Origin of the sequence: Streptomyces sp. NBC_00464, assembly GCF_036013915.1 — a bacterium.
Lineage (GTDB): Bacteria > Actinomycetota > Actinomycetes > Streptomycetales > Streptomycetaceae > Streptomyces.
The window spans coordinates 4,803,752-4,822,536 of the sequence record NZ_CP107899.1 but is presented as its reverse complement, the minus strand read 5'-3'; the positions used below and the strand labels follow the sequence as shown (position 1 = coordinate 4,822,536).

Sequence of the window (18,785 nt, the reverse complement as noted above, 5' to 3'; positions counted from 1 at the left end):
GTGCGCGGTGTGGTGGTAAGTGCGCGGTGTGGTGGTAAGTGCGCGGTGTGGTGCCGTGGTTCAGGCGCGGGCTGCCGAGGCGAGGGCCAGGTAGACGGCGGCGAAGTCGGTGACCGCGAGGAGTTCGGCGAGGGCTTCGAGCCTGGTGCCCTCCTCCGGCTCCAGTTCGCTGATCGCCGTGTCGTGGCCCAGGGCGAGTTCGCGCGCCGCGGGGGCTGCGCTCAGGCCGCCGGTGGGGCGGTCGCGGAGCAGGACGACGCGGGCGTGAAGGGCTTCGGAGTCCTCGACCCGGTCGCGGAAGAAGTCGTCCGGGTCGGCCCCGGCGGCGAAGGCCCCCGCCAGCAGGGCACCGTGGGCGGGGAGCGCCTCGGGGAGTTCGGCCGAGAGGGCCGGGCGGCCGGAGAGTTCGGCCAGGACCGCGGCGAACCGGCGCCCGACCGGGCCCGCGGCGTCGCCCTCCGTCCAGACGAGGGGCAGGCTGTCCGCGAGTTCGGCGGCGAGGGTCTTGGCCGGGTTGCTGTACGTGGCGATCGCCGGTCCACAGCGCTCCGCCGTGCGGTCCAGGCGGTCGGCGACGCTCTGCAGCGCCTCCGGGGGCGCGGTGACCAGGCCGACGCGGTCGAGGAGCGCGAGCAGCGGGGTGAACAGGGCCCAGAGGGTGCCGGGGCCGGCGGCCGAGGTCTCGGCGTCGTACTCGCCGTGCGGGGCGGAGGCCATCGGGACGACGAGGCCGTGCACCCCGTCGACCGCTTCGCGCAGCGGCGACTGCCGGGGCGCCACGGCCACGACGGTGCAGCCGCGGCGGTACGCCTGTTCGGCGAGGAGGGCGAGGCCCGGTTCGGACCCGTCCGCCGTGGCGATGAGGAGCAGGTCGACGGAGCCGGCCCAGCCGGGCAGCGTCCATCGCATCGCGCCTGCGGCGGGGGCGACGCCGGTCGGGTGGATACGCGTGACCGGGGCGGAGGCCCCGGCCAGGGCCGCGATCAGGTCGGCGACGCCGGATGCGGCGGTGCCGGAACCTGCGACCAGGACGGCGCGCGGGCGGCCCTCCGGGTTCAGCTCGCTGATCCCGGCCTCCGTCGCGTGGCGGGCTGCGGTACGAACCCGGGCCCCGGCTTCGGCAGCGCCGCGGAGCAGGCCGCGGCGGTCGGCTCGGGCCAGGGCCTCCGGGGCGTCGAGCAACGACTCGTCGAGCATGGGGACGGTCCTCCGATCACGTGCCGATCACCGTGCGGGGTGGGGCCGGGGTTACGCGGGGCGGCGGGCCTCGTCGACGAGGAGGACGGGGATGCCGTCCCGTACCGGGTAGGCCAGGCCGCAGTCCGTGCCGGTGCAGATCAGCTCGGGGCTGTCGGCCGCCGACCGGTCGTCGAGGGGGGAGTGACAGGCCGGGCAGGCCAGGATCTCCAGGAGGCCGGCTTCGAGCGGCATGGGGTGGGTCCCTTCGGGCGGTCCGGCGGTCGGGCGCGGAGTGGGTGGTGCGTGTGCGTGTTCCGGCTGTTCAGTTGATCTTGTTCGTGCCGCGTGGATCGGGCGAGGTCAGCCTACCGCTGGGGTGGCGGGGGCGCGGCCCGGCCACCCCGGCGGGGCGGCGGGGGGTGCGGGGCGCCGGGGCGGGGCGGAGGGGGGTGGGGCGGGGGCGGGGTGGGTGGGGTGCGCCTGCGGCGGTCCTTGTCCCCTACCCGCCCCTTCCCGTAACCGGGGCTCCGCCCCGGACCCCGCTCCTCAAACGCCGGAGGGGCTGAAAAGGAACGCCGGAGGGGCAGAAAGCTCAAGATGAGGCGGAAGGCTTGCGGATCAGCGTCAGGACCTCGTCGCGTACCGCCGTCATCGTCTCCTCGTCGCCCGCCTCGACGTTCAGGCGCAGCAAGGGTTCCGTGTTGGAGGGGCGGAGGTTGAACCACCAGTCCGGGGAGGTGACCGTGAGGCCGTCCAGGTCGTCGGTGGTCACGTGCTCGCGGGTGGCGAACGCTGCCCGTACGTCTTCGGTGCGGGCCTGCTGGTCGTCGACCGTGGAGTTGATCTCGCCCGAGTCCGTGTAGCGGTCGTACTGGGACACCAGGGCCGAGAGGGGTCCCTCCTGGCCTCCGAGTGCGGCCAGGACGTGGAGGGCGGCGAGCATGCCCGTATCGGCGTTCCAGAAGTCGCGGAAGTAGTAGTGCGCGGAGTGCTCGCCGCCGAAGATCGCGCCGTGTGCGGCCATCTCCGCCTTGATGAAGGAGTGGCCGACCCGGGTGCGGACCGGGGTGCCGCCGTGTTCGCGTACGACCTCCGGGACCGAGAGGGAGGAGATCAGGTTGTGGATGACCGTCCCCCGGCCGCCGTTGCGGGCCAGTTCCCGGGCCGCCACCAGGGCGGTGATCGCCGACGGGGAGACGCCCGCGCCCCGCTCGTCCACGACGAAGCAGCGGTCCGCGTCGCCGTCGAAGGCCAGGCCGAGGTCGGCGCCCTCGGCCAGTACCCGGGCCTGGAGGTCGACGATGTTCTTCGGGTCGAGGGGGTTGGCCTCGTGGTTCGGGAACGTGCCGTCCAGCTCGAAGTACATCGGTACGAGGTCCAGCGGCAGGCCCGCGAGGACCGTCGGGACCGTGTGGCCGCCCATGCCGTTGCCCGCGTCCACGACCACCTTCAGGGGGCGGATCGCCGACAGGTCGACCAGGGACAGCAGGTGGGCGGCGTAGTCGGTGAGCGTGTCGCGTTCGGTGACCGTGCCGGGGGTGGCGGCCGGCTGGGGTGCGCCGGTCTCCGACCACTTCTCGACCAGGGTGCGGATCTCGGCGAGGCCGGTGTCCTGACCCACCGGGGCCGCGCCGGCCCGGCACATCTTGATGCCGTTGTACTGCGCCGGATTGTGCGAGGCCGTGAACATCGCGCCCGGCAGGTCCAGCGACCCCGACGCGAAGTACAGCTGGTCGGTCGAGCAGAGGCCGATCAGGGTGACGTCGGCTCCGCGGGCTGCCGCGCCCCGGGCGAAGGCTCCCGACAGGGCGGGGGACGTGGGGCGCATGTCGTGGCCGATCACGATCGCGTCCGCGGACGTCACCTCGACGAACGCCGCCCCGAACAGCTCGGCCAGCGCCTCGTCCCACTGGTCGGGCACGACACCGCGCACGTCGTACGCCTTCACGAGCTGCGACAGATCTGCGGTCACGGGCCGGGCCTCCTGAGGTCTCTTCGGACCGCCAAACTACCCGGCGGCGGAGAGCGCCCCATGCTCCGGGGAGGCGGTCCCGACTCAGGAGTCGGGTGAGCGCAGCACGCGAAGGTGGCCCCTGCGGGCGACCTCCACCGGATCCGCGGTGCGCGGGCCGCGGCCCCTGGGGCCGTCCCCGCGGTCCTGCGGACGCGCTGCTTCCCGTACGGCGTTGGCCAGCGCTTCGAGGTCGTCACCGCTGGGACGGGTGGGCGCGGAGGGGTCGGAGAGCCGGACGACCTCCCAGCCACGGGGCGCGGTCAGGCGCTCGCTGTGCTCGGCACAGAGGTCGTAGCAATGGGGCTCGGCGTAGGTGGCGAGCGGGCCGAGGACCGCAGTCGAGTCGGCATAGACGTACGTCAGTGTCGCGACGGCAGGGCGGCCGCACGCGGTGCGCGAACAGCGACGTACAGGGCTCACGATGTTGGACGGTACCGCACTCTTGAGCGGGCTGCGACGACTCTCCACCGGCTCACCCCACCGTGTCGCCCTGTGACCTCGGGCACAGGCTCGCGCCGGGCAACTCCCCTGACCTGCACGGGAGGAGAGGAGTTCAGGTCATGACGGCGACGATTCCGGTCATCACTCGGCGCAAAAGCTGTCATACGGCAGGGAATCAGCGATCGGGAGCGGGGCCTGAAACGGGTCGTCCCATGGCCGGATCGTTCAGGAACGGACAGGCCGGCTCCCTCCCGGACAGCCACGGGCCGCTCGCCCGGCGGAGGGTTACGCTGCGTCAGTGATGGACAGTCCCGTACCGCCCCACCCGTCCGAGCCCCGACCGCGGCGCCGAGACCGACACGGCCGCGGCATGCGTGGCCCCGTCGCCCCACCCCAGGTGCCGCTCTCGGCCAGCAGGGCCGACAGTTTCCGCGATCTGGTGCAGGACTCGGTGGAACGTCTGGAGCGGCGCTGGCCTCAGCTGGCCGAGGTCGACTTCGTGGTCCTCGACGTACCGGGGACCGTGGAGGAGACGGTGCCGCTGGGGAGCGCGTTGTCCGCCGAGAAGGGGCGGCCCGCGCAGATCGTCGTCTACCGGCGCCCCGTCGAGATCCGCGCCAAGAACCGTGACGAGCGTGCGCTGCTGGTGCACGAGGTCGTGGTCGAGCAGGTCGCGGAGCTGCTCGGGCTCTCGCCGGAGTCGGTCGATCCCCGGTACGGGCAGGAGTAGGCGGTCGTAGACGGGTGGGGGCGGGCCGGTTTCGCGGCCCGCCCCGGTTCGCTCGTCGACGGCTCTCAGTCGTCCAGGACCGACAGGTCCTGTTCGGCGGCCGGTACCTCGACCGTTCCCCGGTCGTCCGGCAGCGTCTGCACCGTGAACATCGGGATGCCGCCCATCGGGATCGTGAGTGTGCGGGAGGCGTGGACGGGGCCGCCCGACTGCGTCTCGACGGTCAGCGCGTACGTGCCCTTGAGTCCTGCCGGTACGGGCGGGGTGACCGCGACGGTCGTGCTTGCGGGGACCTCGTACGTCTTGGTGACCGGTGTGCCGCCCTTGCTGCCCGCGGACGCCGTGACCTTCACGGTGCCGGCGGCGCCGGGGGCGGTGAGCGAGAGGACCGAACCCTTCGCCCGGTTGTCGGCTGCCGTCGCCTGCGCGCCCACCGGGCCGGTCGCCGGGATGTAGCCGACTTCCTGGTTGGCGCCCTTGCCGCGGACCACCCGCAGCGCGGCCACCACCGGGGTGGCCTTGCCGTCCTCGGCGGGGCTCAGGAGCAGGGAGCCCGGCTCGCCCCTGGTCAGGTTCTTCAGGTCGACGCCGGCGGTCATCCGCGACTTGACGTGGAGGTCCTCATGACCCACCGGTGAGATGGCACCCGTCTTGCCGAGCAGCTTCACCGTGAGGTCGGCGTCGTCCTCGCCGGGGGCGAACGCCACGAGCCGCACCGAGGTGGCGTCCGCCGGGATGCCGGGCAGGACGAGGGTGCCCGTCGGCTCTGTGGACGCGGCGAGCCAGTCGCTGCCGGTCTTGCTGTCCGCGGACCTGACGACGGCGCCGACCCGGCCGGTCCGGGTGGTGACGTGGACGGTCACGTCGTCGGCGGCCTTGCTGGTCAGCGTCGAGATGAGAACGCGGACACCGGAACTGGCGGGCACCGTGATGCCTTCGCCCACGTCCGACTTGAGTGTGCCGTCGGGGCCGTACAGCTCGATGTCGGCGACGGCGGCGGTGTCGTCCGGGTTGGTGAGGTGGACGTAGTCCTCGCGGGACTTCGCCGTGCTCGCGGCCGGGAACCAGAAGTCCGTGTCGGGTGCGGTGCAGCTGACCCCGAGCAGGCCGCGGGAGTCGCCCGCCTCGACGGTGGTGGTCTGCTGGGCGGTCCAGCCAGGGGCCAGCGGGCCGGTGGCGGTGCCGACGAGGGCGGGGGCGTCCGCGCCGGACACCTCGGCGGTGGCCGGCTTGCCGGGCTTCTCGAGGAGGACGACCGGCTTGTCCGGGTCCGCCTTCTTGGTCTTCTTGTCCTTGCTCTTGCCGGAGTCCTTCGTGTCGTCCTTGGCGGCCGTGGACGACAGGAGTTCCGCTGTGCCGGCCGCTTCCGCCGCGTCACCGCTCTTCGCGGCCGGGGTGAAGGAGGTGTACTGCGTCTCGGCGAGATCGGACAGGCCGGGGGCCGGGCAGAGCAGGCTGGAGCGCTCCACGGGCAGCCGCGCGGCTGACTTCGTCACCGTCGTGGCCCCGTCGTCCGGCGCGGTGACCGCGGCGAATCCGGTGACGGCTGCGAGGGCGACGGCCCCGGCGATGAGGGACAGGCTGGTGGACTTCACTCGGACTCGCCTCGCGATGCGTTACGGGTCGGCCACGGGTTCTGGTCCGGGGCGGGGTTCCCGTCGGGGTTCTCGTCGGGGTTCTGCGGGTCGTAGGCGCCCTGGGTGCCGTACCGGTCCGCGCCGTACTGGCCGGTGTCGTACTGACCGGGGTCGTACGGAGCGTTGCCGTACTGGGCGTTGGGGTCGTACGGACCGCTGTTGTTCTGCGGGGCGTTGCCGTACTGGGCATTGGGGTCGTACGGGGCGTACTCGCCCTGCTGCTGATAGCCGTACGGGTCGTAGCCGGCGGCGCCGTCGGGCTGCTGCTGCGGCGGGGCACCGTACTGGCCCTCCTGGTACTGCGGGTAGTCGGCGCCCTGGTACTGCTGGGCGTCCCAGTCCCCGTACTGCTGCTGGGGCACCGCCGCGTACTGGCCGGTGTCGCCGTCGGCCTGCTGGGGGACGAACACGTCCTGGCCGTCGTCGGCGTCGAGCGGCTCCGGGCCGGGGGTCTGCGGGCCGGTCTGCTGGGCCGGGATGTACTCCGCCCGCTCCCCCGCCTCCACGGGTCCGCCGGCGTCGAAGCCCTCGCCGTCGTCGCCCTCGCCCTCCGCCAGCGCGGCCGCGCGCAGCCTGCGGGCCCGGCGTCCCTCGCCGGCGACCGGCTCGGCGGGGACCGCCACGTCCTCCTCGGGCAGGTCGTCGTCGATCTCCCGGCGGCGGCCCGGCAGTGCCAGGACCAGCAGGACCACGACGAGCGATACCTGGACCCAGATCCACACGGAGTGCGTGAAGGGGGTCTCGTACGTGAGGTCGAGCCTGCCGCCCTCGGTGGGGAGTTCGAAACCCTGGGCCCAGCCGTCGACGGTCTTGCGGGTCAGCGTCCGCCCGTCGAGCGTGGCCTGCCAGCCGGGGTCGGCGGCGTCGGCGATCCGCAGCACACGACCCGCCTTGCCCTCCGGGATCGCGGTGTGCGCCTCGACGGGCTCGGAACCCACCGGGAGCGGCTCGTCACCGGCGGCCGACGGGACGATCATGACGCGGGCGACCTGGCGGTCCACCCGCCACAGCGCGCTGCCGTCGAGCTGGCTGAGCCTGCTGAGGCCGGGGGTCGCGTCGAGGACCCGGCTCATCTGCTTCGGCGCCCCGTCCCGCACGAGCACGTAACGGATCGCGAAGCCGCTGAGCTGACTGCCCTGGTCGGCGCCGGAGCCCGCGACCAGGTTGGCGACGACCTTGTCGAGGTGGCTGTTGCCGCTGCCGGCCGCCGCCAGTTCGGCATCGCCCAGCCGTGCGCCGGAGCCGCGGACCAGGGTGTACGCGACGGAGGTCGGCGAGGTGCCGCCGAGCACCAGGGTGCGCGGCTGGTCCCGGGTACCGCTCTCCTCGGCGACGAACGCGGGCACCTGCACCGGGTCGCGACGCTCCAGGGGTCCCGCGGCGCCGCCGATCATCCAGCCGACGGCGGCCAGCACGGGGGCCACCACGGCAGCCAGTGCGATCAGGGCAGCGACCGGCTGGCGCCAGCCGAAGCTGAGCTCGGCGACGCGGATCCGGGCACCGTCCGCGCCGACCAGAGCGGCGGCGATGAGCGCGGCACCGTAGACGAGGGTGGCGGGTCCCGCCCAGCCGGAACCGTTGGCGATCCCGGCGAAGGCCAGGGCCACCAGGGCGACGACCCAGGCACTCCGTACGGCGAACTGCCGCTCCCCGCGCAGCAGCGCGGCCAGTGCCGCGAGCACGATGCCGAGGAGCAGGACGCCGCCGGCCGCCTTGGGCCCGCCGGGGCTGATCCCGAGCAGGTCCAGTGCGGAGGCCGATCCCGAACCGGTCTCCAGTCCCGCTTCCTTCAGGAAGGAGGAGGGGCTGGACAGGAGCGAGAGCGACCAGGGCGCGAGGACCAGCAGCGGGGTGCCGACCGCGGCGAGGAAGCGGAGGGCGTAGGCCGTGATGTCGTTGCGTCGCAGCGCCAGCACACCGATGCCGAGGACCACCGCGAGCGGCCAGACGATGGGGGTGAACGCCATCGCGAAGGTGAGCAGCAGGGTGTACGCCCAGGTGGCGCGCCAGCTGCCGCGGTTGTCGCCGCCGCCCCGCATGCCGTGCGCGGACACGGCCGCGCGGGCGATCAGCGGGAGCAGGACCGCGAGGACTGCGGTGCCGAGGCGGCCGGTCGCCAGGGCGCCGGTCGCGGCGGGCAGGAAGGCGTACGCGACGCTCGCCCAGGCCCGCAGCAGCCGCGAGGGGAGCAGCGGGCGGGAGACGAAGTACGCGGTGAGTCCGGCGAGCGGGACCGAGCAGACCAGCAGCAGGGTGAGTGCGAAGCCGGTGGAGCCGAGGAACAGCGCGGACAGGGCCGAGATCACGGCCAGGTAGGGCGGGGCGGTCTGGGTGCCGCCGGTGCCGATGGTGTGCCAGCCGTCCGCGTAGCGGCCCCACAGGTCGGAGACGTCGCCGGGCGCGGGCAGCAGGGCGCCGCCGGCGAGTGCGCCGCCGCCGAGGAGGCTGCGGCAGGCGACGAGGGAGACCAGGAGCAGGACGGCGAAGAGCACCGGGCCGGGCTTGCGCCCGACGCGCTTCAGCTTGGCGAACTGGTCGATCTCCAGGAAGTCGGCGTCGTCGCCGCCCGGACCCGACTCGACGGCGCCGTGCCGCGAGCCGCCGGACTCGGCCTCCGTGCCGCCGCCGAAGTTCCCGGCGACCTGCTCGACGGTCGCGCGGACGGTGGCGCCGGGCGCGGGGAAGAGTCCGCGCATCTCGGCAGGATCGACGACTCCCTTGCCGCGGCTGCGCCGTGCGCCGAGGATGCGGCCGGGGCGCAGCAGCGTTCCGAGGAGGCCGGTGACCTCGTCGAGCGCCTGTCCCGGCACCTTGCCGACGAGGTAGGCGAGCGTACGCAGCAGCGTGCCGAGCAGGAGCCGGAGCAGCACCCAGGGCAGTCGTTTGCCGGGGGCGTTGACCAGCATGGTGTAGACGGCGCCGGCCTTGTCGACGCGGTGCGGGCTGGAGACCGAGCGGCCCGCGCAGTCGATGGGGCGGCGTTCGCGGGCGGACGCCTCGGCGTGCCGCAGGACGGCGTCGGGGGCGATGAGCACCCGGTGCCCGGCCATGTGGGCGCGCCAGCACAGGTCGACGTCGTCACGCATCAGGGGCAGCCTGCGGTCGAAGCCGCCGAGCTCCTCCCAGACGTCCCGGCGGATCAGCATGCCCGCGGTGGAGACGGACAGGACGGTACGGACCTGGTCGTGCTGGCCCTGGTCCTGCTCGCGCCGGTCGAGGCCGGTCCAGCGGCGCCCGCTGTTGGCGATCGAGACGCCGACTTCGAGGAGCTGGCGGCGGTCGTACCAGCCGCGGAGCTTGGGTCCGACGATCGCGGCGTGCTGGTCGTTGTCGACGACGCGCAGCATCTCGGCGAGGGCGTCGGGCTCGGGGGCGCAGTCGTCGTGCAGCAGCCAGAGCCACTGCACCGGTTCGCCGTGCGGGAGTTCGGGGAGGTCGTAGGCGTCGTCGCGCCAGGTCCTGGTGACGGGGTCCCAGCCGCTCGGACGCTTCAGGTACGGCAGGTCGTCCGGGGTCAGGACGCCGGCGGTGCGGCTCGCCTCGTCGACGGCGGTGCCGAAGCTCGTACGCCGCGCGAGGTGCAGGACCCGGTCGGCGCCGAGCGCCTCGGTGACCAGTCGAGCGGAGTCGTCGGCGCTGCCGGTGTCGGCGGCGACGACGTTCTGTACGGGGCGTTCCTGCCCGAGCAGCCCGGCGAGCGCGTCGGGCAGCCAGCGTGCGCCGTCGTGGGAGACGAGCACGGCGGTGACGACGTGCCGGGGGAACTCTGGGGCGGCGGCAGCCGCGTACGGCGCCGTTGCTTGGCTGTGCACGGACATCGAGGTACGGGCCCTCCGGCCGGGTCCGGGGGATGTCCCCCGGGGGCTGCATCGGTGTACACGCGCGCCCTGTCGGGTCGTTGGCGCGTCTCGGACGGGGCCCCACACTAACGGTACGGATAACCGGGGTGGCGCGGAGCGGTTGAACGAGGGCGGCGGCACAGCGGTGGAGGGCGGTCGGCGACCGGGTCCGGCACAGCAACAGCGGGGCACCGGGGCCGGGTCCCGGGAAGCCGGGGAGTACGGCAATGGCCCGCCGCCTGCGGGCAGAGCGCAGGCGGCGGGCCATGGGCGGCCGGTCCGGGGGCGGCCCGCCCCCGGGGTTCGGCTTCTTGCGGCTGAGGCGTTCCCGGAGGGGCCGGGTCAGACCGCGGCCTTCTTCAGGCGCCGTCGCTCACGCTCGGAGAGACCGCCCCAGATACCGAATCGCTCGTCCTTGGAAAGGGCGTACTCAAGGCATTCGGACCGGACTTCACAGGCGAGGCAGACCTTCTTGGCCTCGCGGGTGGATCCGCCCTTCTCGGGGAAGAAGGACTCGGGATCGGTCTGGGCGCACAGTGCGCGCTCCTGCCAGCCGAGTTCCTCGTCCGCGTCCTCGACCAGCAGTTGCTGGAACAGCTCGGTCATGTGCGCCCCTCGTCTGTCTCTTGCGTCCCCGTGATGCGGCCGTTATCGAATCGGCCGAACGACACGAGTGAAATTACAAGTGTGTAGCTTCGGGCCAGTCAAGCTCAGATCTGCTATTGGGCCCGGGATTCACTCTGCGGAACCAAGCGTATGCGTAAAGTGTGCAAATCACCAAAAACATGACATATGCCACGGGCTCCTCACGCCCTCGCTCGCCACGGATGAAGAACTCCCGGGAGGGCGGACACGTTGCGATTCGATCACCGAAGCGATCAAGATCACAGTCGGGTCACAGGGGCGCGACCGCGTTTGGAGCTGCGGTTGTTGCGCCACATCTCCGGTACGGAGACTGCATAAACCTTTCTCCGCACGGAGTAACCGGATGAGGTGAAACATTACCCCCAAATCGGGCATTGGGTTGACAGTCGGAGGTTCTCCGGCTCTCCTTGATGTCATGCCAGTGACCTCAGCCATGCGTGCCACCCACCTCCGTGGGTTCCGCAGCGCTGTTCAGGCTCGCTGTTGCTGTTCCAGCTGTCTCAGCTGTTGAAGCCCCCGCGCTCCAGCCCGACACAGCTCATCCCGGACCCCGGACCCTCCCCCACGCGGCTTCCCGCCTCTGTGGTCACCCGGTCCCTCTGGTCCTGCGACACCCCTGCATCCGCACTGCACGACTTGCACCCCTGCCGAGGAACCACCGCACCCATGAACAGCGACAGCGACCTCCAGATCGCCGGCGACCTCCTTGAGGTCCAGCACCTCCTGCGTCCCGCCCGTGAGCACCCCGCCACGGTGGCGGAATTCGTCGGGCTCGCCCGCACCATCGCCGCCGACCGCGCCCAGTGGGCCCCGCTCGTCCGGTACGACGCCACCACCCGCTGGTACCACCGGCTCCGCACCGGGCCGGGTTACGAGGTCTGGCTGCTCAGCTGGGTCCCCGGCCAGGGCAGTGGCCTGCACGATCACGGCCCGTCCTCCGGCGTACTGACCGTCCTGGACGGCGAACTGACCGAGCGTACGGAACGCGGAACGCGGACACTGGCCGCCGGCGCACAGCGCGTCTTCGCCCCCGGCTACGTCCACGAGGTGGTCAACGGCTCCCTCGAACCGGCCGTGAGCCTGCACGTCTACTACCCGGGCCTGACCGACATGCCGATGCACACCGCGCAGTGCACCGCGGTGCCCGCCACCGTCTGACGGCCCGCCTCCACCCGTCGGGCTCCGCCTGACAAACTGTCCGCATGCGCATTGTGGTTCTGGCCGGCGGTATCGGTGGTGCTCGTTTTCTGCGTGGCCTCAAGGAGGCCGCGCCCGACGCGGACATCACGGTGATCGGCAACACCGGTGACGACATCCATCTGTTCGGCCTCAAGGTCTGCCCCGACCTCGACACCGTGATGTACACCCTCGGCGGTGGCATCAACGAGGAGCAGGGCTGGGGCCGTACCGACGAGAGCTTCCACGTCAAGGAGGAACTCGCGGCGTACGGCGTCGGCCCCGAGTGGTTCGGGCTCGGCGACCGTGACTTCGCCACCCACATCGTCCGTACGCAGATGCTCGGCGCGGGCTATCCGCTGAGCGCCGTCACCGAGGCGCTCTGTGCGCGCTGGAAGCCGGGCGTCCGGCTGCTGCCGATGTCCGACGACCGGGTCGAGACGCATGTGGCGGTCGACGTCGACGGCGAGAGCAGGGCCATTCACTTCCAGGAGTACTGGGTGAAGCTGCGCGCCGCCGTCCCGGCGCAGGCCATCGTGCCCGTCGGCGCCGAGCAGGCCAAGCCGGCTCCGGGCGTCCTGGAGGCCATCGCCGGGGCCGACGTCATCCTCTTCCCGCCGTCAAACCCTGTCGTGTCCGTCGGGACCATCCTCGCCGTGCCCGGGATCCGCGAAGCCATCGCCGAGGCCGGGGTGCCGGTCGTCGGCCTCTCCCCCATCGTCGGTGACGCACCGGTGCGCGGGATGGCGGACAAGGTCCTCGCCGCGGTGGGCGTCGAGTCGACGGCGGCGGCGGTTGCCCAGCACTACGGTTCCGGGCTGCTCGACGGCTGGCTCGTCGACACCGTGGACGCGGGTGCCGTGGCCGAGGTGGAATCCGCGGGTATCCCCTGCCGCTCCGTACCGCTGATGATGACCGATGTCGCCGCGACCGCCGAGATGGCGCGGCAGGCGTTGGCGCTCGCCGAGGAGGTACGGGCATGAGCGCGGCTCCTGACGCCGCGCCCTCCTTCCGGGTGTGGGCCCTGCCCGGGATGCCCGAGGTGCGGGCCGGGGACGATCTCGCCAAGCTGATCGCCGCCACCGAGCCCGGTCTCGCCGACGGTGACGTACTGCTCGTCACCTCGAAGATCGTCTCCAAGGCGGAGGGCCGGATCGTCGAGGCCACCGACCGGGAGGCGGCGATCGACGCCGAGACGGTACGGGTGGTGGCGCGGCGCGGCACGCTGCGGATCGTGGAGAACCGGCAGGGCCTGGTCATGGCCGCCGCCGGGGTCGACGCCTCGAACACTCCCGCCGGGACGGTCCTGTTGCTGCCCGAGGACCCGGACGCCTCGGCGCGGACGATCAGGGAGGGGCTGCGGGACACGCTCGGCGTCGATGTCGGCGTCGTCGTCACGGACACCTTCGGGCGGCCGTGGCGCAACGGGCTGACCGATGTCGCGATCGGCGCGGCCGGGGTGCGGGTGCTGGACGATCTGCGGGGCGGCAGCGACGCGTACGGCAATCCGCTGAGCGCGACCGTGGTCGCCACCGCGGACGAGCTGGCCTCGGCCGGTGATCTGGTGAAGGGCAAGGCGGACGGGCTGCCGGTCGCGGTCGTGCGGGGGCTGGGCCATGTCCTGGACCCGGCCGATGCCGCCGGCGCCCGCGCGATGGTGCGGGTCGCGGCCGACGACATGTTCCGGCTGGGGACGTCCGAGGCGGTACGGGAGGCGGTGACCCAGCGGCGTACGGTGCGCGAGTTCACCGACGAGCCGGTGGACCCGGGGGCGGTGCGGCGTGCGGTGGCCGCGGCGGTGACGGCGCCCGCGCCCCATCACACGACGCCCTGGCGGTTCGTGCTGCTGGAGTCGCCGGAGTCCCGGACCCGGCTGCTGGACGCGATGCGGGACGCGTGGATCGCGGACCTGCGGCGCGACGGCAAGAGCGAGGAGTCGATCGCTCGACGGGTGAAGCGGGGCGATGTGCTGCGCCGGGCGCCGTATCTGGTGGTGCCGTGCATGGTGATGGACGGCTCCCACACGTACGGGGACGCGCGGCGGGACGGGGCGGAGCGCGAGATGTTCGTGGTCGCCGCGGGCGCCGGGATCCAGAACTTCCTGGTGGCGCTGGCGGGCGAGCGGCTGGGGTCGGCGTGGGTGTCCTCGACGATGTTCTGCCGGGATGTCGTGCGGGAGGTGCTGTCGTTGCCGGCGTCGTGGGATCCGCTGGGGGCGGTGGCCGTGGGGCGGGCCGCGGTGGCGCCTTCGGTTCGGGCGGGGCGCGATGCGGAGGCGTTTGTCGCGGTGCGGTGAGGCGGTGGCCGGTGCGGTTGGGCGGTGGCCGGTGCGGGGTGGTTTCGGGGCGCTGCCCCGGACCCCGGTCCTCAATCGCCGGACGGGCTTGATTTGACCCGGACCCGCTTGATTTGCCGAACGGGCTTGATTTGCCGGACCCGCTTGATTTGACCCGGACCCCGTGTCACAGGCGGGCGATGTTGCGCGGCTGCATGCGCGGGGCTCGGCGGGGCGGGGTGTTGTCCGAGAGCATGATCAGGCGGGTCGCCCGGTGACGTTGGCCCTCGTAAGGGGTCAGGAGGGTCAGCATTTCCTCGTCGTCGGCGTTCCGGTTGCCGGCCAGTGCGTGGCCGACGATGCCGGGGAGGTGGAGGTCGCCGACCGTCACCGCGTCCGCCGCGCCGTTCGCCCGTTGCAGGGTCTCGGCCGCTGTCCAGGGGCCGATGCCGGGGATCGCCTGGAGGCGGGCCATGGCCTCGGGCAGTTCCATGGCGGCCGCCTCCTCCATGCGGCGGGCCACCCGGACCGCGCGCAGGATCGTCGCCGAGCGCTTGCTGTCCACGCCCGCGCGGTGCCACTCCCAGGACGGGATCAGCGACCAGGTGCGGGCGTCCGGCATGACGTAGAGGCCGTACTCCTGCGGGCCCGGCGCCGGTTCTCCGTAGGTGCGCACCAGCAGCCGCCAGGCGCGGTACGCCTCGTCCGTGGTGACCTTCTGCTCCAGGACCGACGGGATCAGGGACTCCAGCACCAGGCCGGTGCGCAGCAGTCGCAGGCCCGGACGACGGTGGTGGGTCACCGCGAGCAGGCGGTGGCGCGGGGTGAAGGCCGCCGGGTCGTCCGCCTCGCCGAGCAGCGTGGGGAGCTGGTCCAGCAGCCAGGACGCGCCCGGACCCCAGGCCGCAGCCTGGATCCGGCCGTCACGGGCGACGACATGGAGAGTGCCGGGGCCTGCGGGGGTGCGGCTGGCCCGGCGGACCGAGCCGTCGGCGGACATCCGGAACGTGGGGTCGGCGGGGCCGCGGCGCAGCGGGCCCAGGACGAGCCGCAGGTCGAGCGGGCCCGGCGGGGTCCAGTCGCGGGTCAGGGGCGCCGGTACGGGCGTCGCCGCCGTCTGGTGCGGGACGGCCGCGCGCGGGGCGCTGCGGGGAGCGAATCGTCCTGCCACGGGTGAGGTCCTCGGTAGTCGGGGCTGCCTGTCGAGGGTACGGCTGATTCCGGCCACTCGGGTGGTTCGCGAGGGGGTGGCCGGTCCGGTCATTCGTCCGAGGAGAACCGCACCGACGCGGCGGGCAGGTGGGCCCCGCACCAGATGCGGACGCCTTCGAGCAGTTCGTTGTCGGCGCCGACCTTGGCCCCGTCGCCGACGACCGCGCCGGTCAGCACCGTACGGCTGCCGATCCTGGCACCCGCTCCGACCAGGGAGTCCGTGATCACGGCGCCCGGTTCGACGATGGCTCCCGCGAGCACGGCGGAGCCGTCGATCCTGGCACCCGCACCGATGACGGCGTCGGCGCCGATGACCGTACCGCCGGAGAGTTTGGCGTCGGGGGCGACGGAGGCGGTGGGCAGCACGAGGCGGTCGCCGCACCGGCCGGGGACGGCCGGGGAGGGCGCGCGGCCGAGGACGAGGTCGGCGGAGCCGCGTATGAACGCCTGTGGGGTGCCGAGATCCAGCCAGTACGTGGAGTCGACCATGCCCTGGAGGTGTGCGCCGTCGGCGAGCAGTCCGGGGAAGGTCTCGCGTTCCACGGAGACCGGGCGGCCCACCGGGATCGTGTCGATGACCGACCTGCGGAAGATGTACGCCCCCGCGTTGATCTGGTCGGTGACGATCTCCTCGGGTGTCTGCGGCTTCTCCAGGAACGCGGTGACCCGGCCGGTGTCGTCCGTCGGCACGAGGCCGAAGGCGCGTGGGTCGTCGACCCGGGTGAGGTGGAGGGAGACGTCCGCTCCGGAGTCGGTGTGCGTGGTGACCAGGGCGCGGATGTCGAGGCCGGTGAGGATGTCGCCGTTGAAGATGAGGACCGGTTCGTCCGGGCCCGAGGTGAGCCGCCGGGCGACGTTGCGGATGGCGCCGCCGGTGCCGAGCGGTTCGCGCTCGGTGACGTACTCGATGTGGAGGCCGAGCGACGAACCGTCACCGAAGTACGGCTCGAAGACCTCCGCCAGGTACGACGTCGCGAGGACGATGTGCTCGACTCCGGCGGCCCGGGCACGCGCCAGCTGGTGCGTGAGGAAGGGAACGCCTGCCGCCGGAACCATGGGTTTCGGAGTGTGCACCGTGAGCGGGCGCAACCGGGTTCCCTTGCCGCCGACCAGGAGGATCGCTTCTTTTGCCTCTGTCACAGCACTGTCTCTGCTTCCTGCTGGGGCCGGGCCGGCGAACAACCGCTTCTTTCGGCTGGCCAGTGTATGCAGACCGGTGGAGGGGTCCCCCGGTCAGCAGCCCGCAGCAGGCCTCCGGCGCGGCCGGCGCCGGTTCACGGCTCCTTTCGCGTCAGCGGCCCTGCAGTTTGGCCGAACTGGTCCGGGCCGTGCCGAGCTTCTTGTAGAGACGCGCTCCGGGGCATTCGGTTGCGAATCCGTCCCGGTGTCCTGAGATGACGTTGAGTTTGACCTTCCTGCCCTTCTTGTACTTGTTGCTGCCGCCCGAGGCCAGCGTCACCTTGCCCTTGGGGTTGGCGCCGAACAGGCCGAGCTTCCAGGCGGTGAGTTTGGATACGGCGTTGACGGCGGCGGCCGGCGGGTTCGACTTGGTGAAGGTCCCGAGCACGGCGATGCCCATGGTGTTGGTGTTGAAGCCGAGCGTGTGCGCGCCCATGACGGCCTTCGTCACGCCTCCGGCGCGGCCCTCGTAGATGTTTCCGCACTTGTCGACGGCGAAGTTGTAGCCGATGTCGCGCCAGCCGCTGCTCTTGACGTGGTAGCGGTAGATCCCGCGCAGGACCGAGGGTGCCTGGGAGCACTTGTAGTTGTTGCCGGTGGCGCTGTGGTGGATGAAGGCCGCCTTGACGGACTTCGTGTACGCGAAGCCGCTTTCGCGGAGCTTCTCGTCGGCGCCCCAGCCCTTGCGGGTGATGATGCGCGGCCGGGGCCCGATGTACGGCTTGGCGGCGGGTGCGAAGCCGGCGGCCTCGTCGGTCTCGGCCCTGCTCAGGGCGGGGAGCACGGTGGCGTCGAGCGAGGTGGTGCGGTCGGCGCCCGCCGCGCCGGTGGCGGGGAGTTCCTGCGGGTCCTTGCCGGGGTCGACGAGTTCCAGGTGCAGGCCGGCGGGCAGCGGGACGGGGGGTTCGGCGGCCTCGCCGGGGACGGGGGTCTCGGGGCGCACCCGGACCTCGACGCCGTCGGAGTCGCCGACCCAGAGCGGGGCGGTGGAGCCGCGGGCGGCGCCGGATTCGCGTTCGGCGGTGCCGGGGTCGGCGGAGTGCTCGGCGTTGTGCGTCTCCAGGTCCTGCCAGTCGGACCAGTGGTCGGTGCCGGTGGCACGGGTCCGGACCTGGGCGGTGCCGTGGAGCTCGGTGTCGACGTCGTCCCAGACGACTCCGACCAGGGAGAACGGCTCGACGTCACGCTCGGGCAGCCCCTGCTCGGCGGCTGCCGCGGCAGGTGCGCCGGTGGCCCGTACGGAGGGGGAGGCCAGCGGGTTCAGGGCCAGGGACTGCGTCGAACCGGGCACTTGGGCCGGGTCGGACGCATCGGCGGGAACGGATCCCGCGGTGGCCGGGTGGACGGGGGTGTCGGGCGCGGCGCCCGCGGGCGCGGCGAGCGGCAGTACGAGAGCTGCCGCGCAGGTGACACCAATGGAGGATGCAATGAAGGCACGCATACATATGATCCTGGGCATAAGGGGACTACTCCGGCGACCGGGATATCCCGGGGCAATTGACGGCCCGTCTGCCGAACCGGTGTACCCGGCGCCCGCGATTCCCGGCCCCTCCCGGCACCGCCGCGTACCCTTCTGCGAATGAACGCCAGCGACCGCACCCCTGCCGACCTGCTGCGTTCCGCGCTTGCCGCGGACCCGGCCCGCCCCATGGTCACTTTCTATGACGACGCCACCGGAGAGCGTGTCGAACTGTCGGTGGCCACCTTCGCCAATTGGGTGGCCAAGACGGCGAACCTCCTGCAGGGCGACCTCGCCGCGGAGCCCGGCGACCGGCTCGCGCTGCTGCTGCCCGCGCACTGGCAGTCCGCGGTCTGGCTGCTGGCCTGTGCCTCGGTCGGTGTGGTCGCCGATGTGCAGGGGGATCCCGCCGCCGCCGATCTCGTCGTCTCCGGGCCGGACAGTCTGGACGCCGCACGGGCCTGCCGCGGTGAGCGGATCGCGCTGGCGCTGCGCCCGCTGGGCGGCAGGTTCCCGCAGGCCCCCGAGGGCTTCGCGGACTACGCCGTCGAGGTGCCGGGGCAGGGCGACAGGTTCGCCCCGTTCGCACCCGTCGACCCGGATGGACCGGCGCTGACCGTGGGTGGCGTCGGGTTCACCGGGGCGGAGCTGGTCGCGCGGGCACGCGAGGACGGTGCGGCGCTGGGCCTGGGCGCCGGTTCACGGCTGCTGTCGGGGCGTACGTACGACACCTGGGACGGCCTCAGCGCCGGACTCTTCGCGCCGCTCGCCACCGGAGGTTCCGTGGTGCTGTGCCGGCACCTCGGGCAGCTGGGCGAGGACGGGCTGGCCCAGCGCGTCGAGAGCGAGCGGGTCACGCTGAGCGCGTGACGGCCGGGTGCGCCCAGCTCTCGCCCTGCGCCCCGTTCACCCGGGTGTGGCCGTCCCAACTCAACACCGCGGTATGACAAGCGGCCTGAGGGCCACCCGTCCGGCCCAGCCTGGGCCGAGCCCTCCGGC

15 protein-coding genes are annotated in these 18,785 nt (G+C 72.8%); 5 read left to right on the top strand and 10 right to left on the bottom strand.

Annotation, left to right across the window (positions count from 1 at the left end):
* Window positions 1-60: 60 nt before the first annotated feature.
* The 4 genes from OG912_RS21750 to OG912_RS21735 all read right to left on the bottom strand — a co-directional run bounded on the left by OG912_RS21750 (window position 61) and on the right by OG912_RS21735 (window position 3,661).
* The gene (locus tag OG912_RS21750) at window positions 61-1,197 is read right to left on the bottom strand and encodes an SIS domain-containing protein (RefSeq protein WP_327710872.1); all 1,137 of its coding nucleotides are present in this window, start codon (window positions 1,195-1,197) and stop codon (window positions 61-63) included.
* Window positions 1,198-1,248: 51 nt separating this feature from the next.
* A complete protein-coding gene (locus OG912_RS21745) occupies window positions 1,249-1,431 on the bottom strand; it encodes a Trm112 family protein (RefSeq protein ID WP_148018973.1) in 183 nt (60 codons plus the stop codon).
* A gap of 340 nt (window positions 1,432-1,771) precedes the next feature.
* Window positions 1,772-3,151 (bottom strand): phosphomannomutase/phosphoglucomutase, encoded by a 1,380-nt coding sequence (locus tag OG912_RS21740; RefSeq protein WP_327710871.1) that lies wholly within the window; start codon window positions 3,149-3,151, stop codon window positions 1,772-1,774.
* 84 nt (window positions 3,152-3,235) lie between these two features.
* Window positions 3,236-3,661: a DUF3499 domain-containing protein gene (locus OG912_RS21735; RefSeq protein ID WP_327710870.1), complete on the bottom strand. Its 426-nt coding sequence runs from the start codon at window positions 3,659-3,661 to the stop codon at window positions 3,236-3,238.
* Window positions 3,662-3,935: 274 nt separating this feature from the next.
* On the opposite strand from OG912_RS21735, the gene OG912_RS21730 reads away from it, so the two are divergent.
* Window positions 3,936-4,364, top strand: coding sequence for a metallopeptidase family protein (locus tag OG912_RS21730; RefSeq protein WP_327710869.1), 429 nt, complete (start codon window positions 3,936-3,938; stop codon window positions 4,362-4,364).
* A 65-nt stretch (window positions 4,365-4,429) separates the two neighbouring features.
* Here the strand turns inward: OG912_RS21730 and OG912_RS21725 are convergent, their stop codons facing one another.
* The 3 genes from OG912_RS21725 to OG912_RS21715 form a co-directional block, all read right to left on the bottom strand.
* Complete coding sequence (locus OG912_RS21725; protein WP_327710868.1) at window positions 4,430-5,959, bottom strand: DUF5719 family protein; 1,530 nt, start codon at window positions 5,957-5,959, stop codon at window positions 4,430-4,432.
* Entirely contained in the window at window positions 5,956-9,819 is a 3,864-nt protein-coding gene (locus OG912_RS21720; RefSeq protein ID WP_327710867.1) for a glycosyltransferase, read from the bottom strand. The genes OG912_RS21725 and OG912_RS21720 overlap by 4 nt, the downstream gene beginning before the upstream one ends.
* A gap of 363 nt (window positions 9,820-10,182) precedes the next feature.
* Window positions 10,183-10,446 carry a WhiB family transcriptional regulator gene (locus OG912_RS21715; protein ID WP_018103995.1) on the bottom strand — a complete coding sequence of 88 codons (264 nt, stop codon included), beginning with the start codon at window positions 10,444-10,446 and terminating at the stop codon, window positions 10,183-10,185.
* Between the two features lie 705 nt (window positions 10,447-11,151).
* Here OG912_RS21715 and OG912_RS21710 point away from each other — a divergent pair.
* The 3 genes from OG912_RS21710 to OG912_RS21700 are packed head-to-tail and all read left to right on the top strand — an operon-like array spanning window position 11,152 to window position 13,957.
* Window positions 11,152-11,643, top strand: coding sequence for a cysteine dioxygenase (locus OG912_RS21710; protein WP_327710866.1), 492 nt, complete (start codon window positions 11,152-11,154; stop codon window positions 11,641-11,643).
* A 44-nt stretch (window positions 11,644-11,687) separates the two neighbouring features.
* Window positions 11,688-12,644, top strand: a complete 957-nt coding sequence (gene cofD, locus OG912_RS21705) for a 2-phospho-L-lactate transferase (protein ID WP_327710865.1) — start codon at window positions 11,688-11,690, stop codon at window positions 12,642-12,644.
* Window positions 12,641-13,957, top strand: coding sequence for a coenzyme F420-0:L-glutamate ligase (locus tag OG912_RS21700; RefSeq protein ID WP_327710864.1), 1,317 nt, complete (start codon window positions 12,641-12,643; stop codon window positions 13,955-13,957). Before cofD ends, OG912_RS21700 begins: the two co-directional genes overlap by 4 nt.
* A gap of 166 nt (window positions 13,958-14,123) precedes the next feature.
* Here the strand turns inward: OG912_RS21700 and OG912_RS21695 are convergent, their stop codons facing one another.
* From OG912_RS21695 to OG912_RS21685, 3 genes are all read right to left on the bottom strand, one after another.
* The gene (locus OG912_RS21695) at window positions 14,124-15,107 is read right to left on the bottom strand and encodes a DNA-3-methyladenine glycosylase family protein (RefSeq protein WP_327710863.1); all 984 of its coding nucleotides are present in this window, start codon (window positions 15,105-15,107) and stop codon (window positions 14,124-14,126) included.
* 89 nt (window positions 15,108-15,196) lie between these two features.
* Window positions 15,197-16,288, bottom strand: a complete 1,092-nt coding sequence (locus OG912_RS21690) for an NDP-sugar synthase (protein ID WP_327710862.1) — start codon at window positions 16,286-16,288, stop codon at window positions 15,197-15,199.
* 151 nt (window positions 16,289-16,439) lie between these two features.
* A complete protein-coding gene (locus OG912_RS21685) occupies window positions 16,440-17,768 on the bottom strand; it encodes a peptidoglycan recognition protein family protein (RefSeq protein ID WP_327710861.1) in 1,329 nt (442 codons plus the stop codon).
* A 138-nt stretch (window positions 17,769-17,906) separates the two neighbouring features.
* Here OG912_RS21685 and OG912_RS21680 point away from each other — a divergent pair, with 138 nt between their 5' ends.
* Window positions 17,907-18,656 carry a TIGR03089 family protein gene (locus OG912_RS21680; protein WP_327710860.1) on the top strand — a complete coding sequence of 250 codons (750 nt, stop codon included), beginning with the start codon at window positions 17,907-17,909 and terminating at the stop codon, window positions 18,654-18,656.
* Window positions 18,657-18,785: the final 129 nt, after the last annotated feature.

Coding starts and splice junctions, on each gene's coding strand:
- OG912_RS21750 (WP_327710872.1), bottom strand. CDS start 1,197: ATGCTCGACGAGTCGTTGCTCGACGCCCCGGAGGCCCTGGCCCGAGCC.
- OG912_RS21745 (WP_148018973.1), bottom strand. CDS start 1,431: ATGCCGCTCGAAGCCGGCCTCCTGGAGATCCTGGCCTGCCCGGCCTGT.
- OG912_RS21730 (WP_327710869.1), top strand. CDS start 3,936: ATGGACAGTCCCGTACCGCCCCACCCGTCCGAGCCCCGACCGCGGCGC.
- OG912_RS21720 (WP_327710867.1), bottom strand. CDS start 9,819: ATGTCCGTGCACAGCCAAGCAACGGCGCCGTACGCGGCTGCCGCCGCC.
- OG912_RS21715 (WP_018103995.1), bottom strand. CDS start 10,446: ATGACCGAGCTGTTCCAGCAACTGCTGGTCGAGGACGCGGACGAGGAA.
- OG912_RS21710 (WP_327710866.1), top strand. CDS start 11,152: ATGAACAGCGACAGCGACCTCCAGATCGCCGGCGACCTCCTTGAGGTC.
- cofD (WP_327710865.1), top strand. CDS start 11,688: ATGCGCATTGTGGTTCTGGCCGGCGGTATCGGTGGTGCTCGTTTTCTG.
- OG912_RS21700 (WP_327710864.1), top strand. CDS start 12,641: ATGAGCGCGGCTCCTGACGCCGCGCCCTCCTTCCGGGTGTGGGCCCTG.
- OG912_RS21685 (WP_327710861.1), bottom strand. CDS start 17,768: ATGCGTGCCTTCATTGCATCCTCCATTGGTGTCACCTGCGCGGCAGCT.
- OG912_RS21680 (WP_327710860.1), top strand. CDS start 17,907: ATGAACGCCAGCGACCGCACCCCTGCCGACCTGCTGCGTTCCGCGCTT.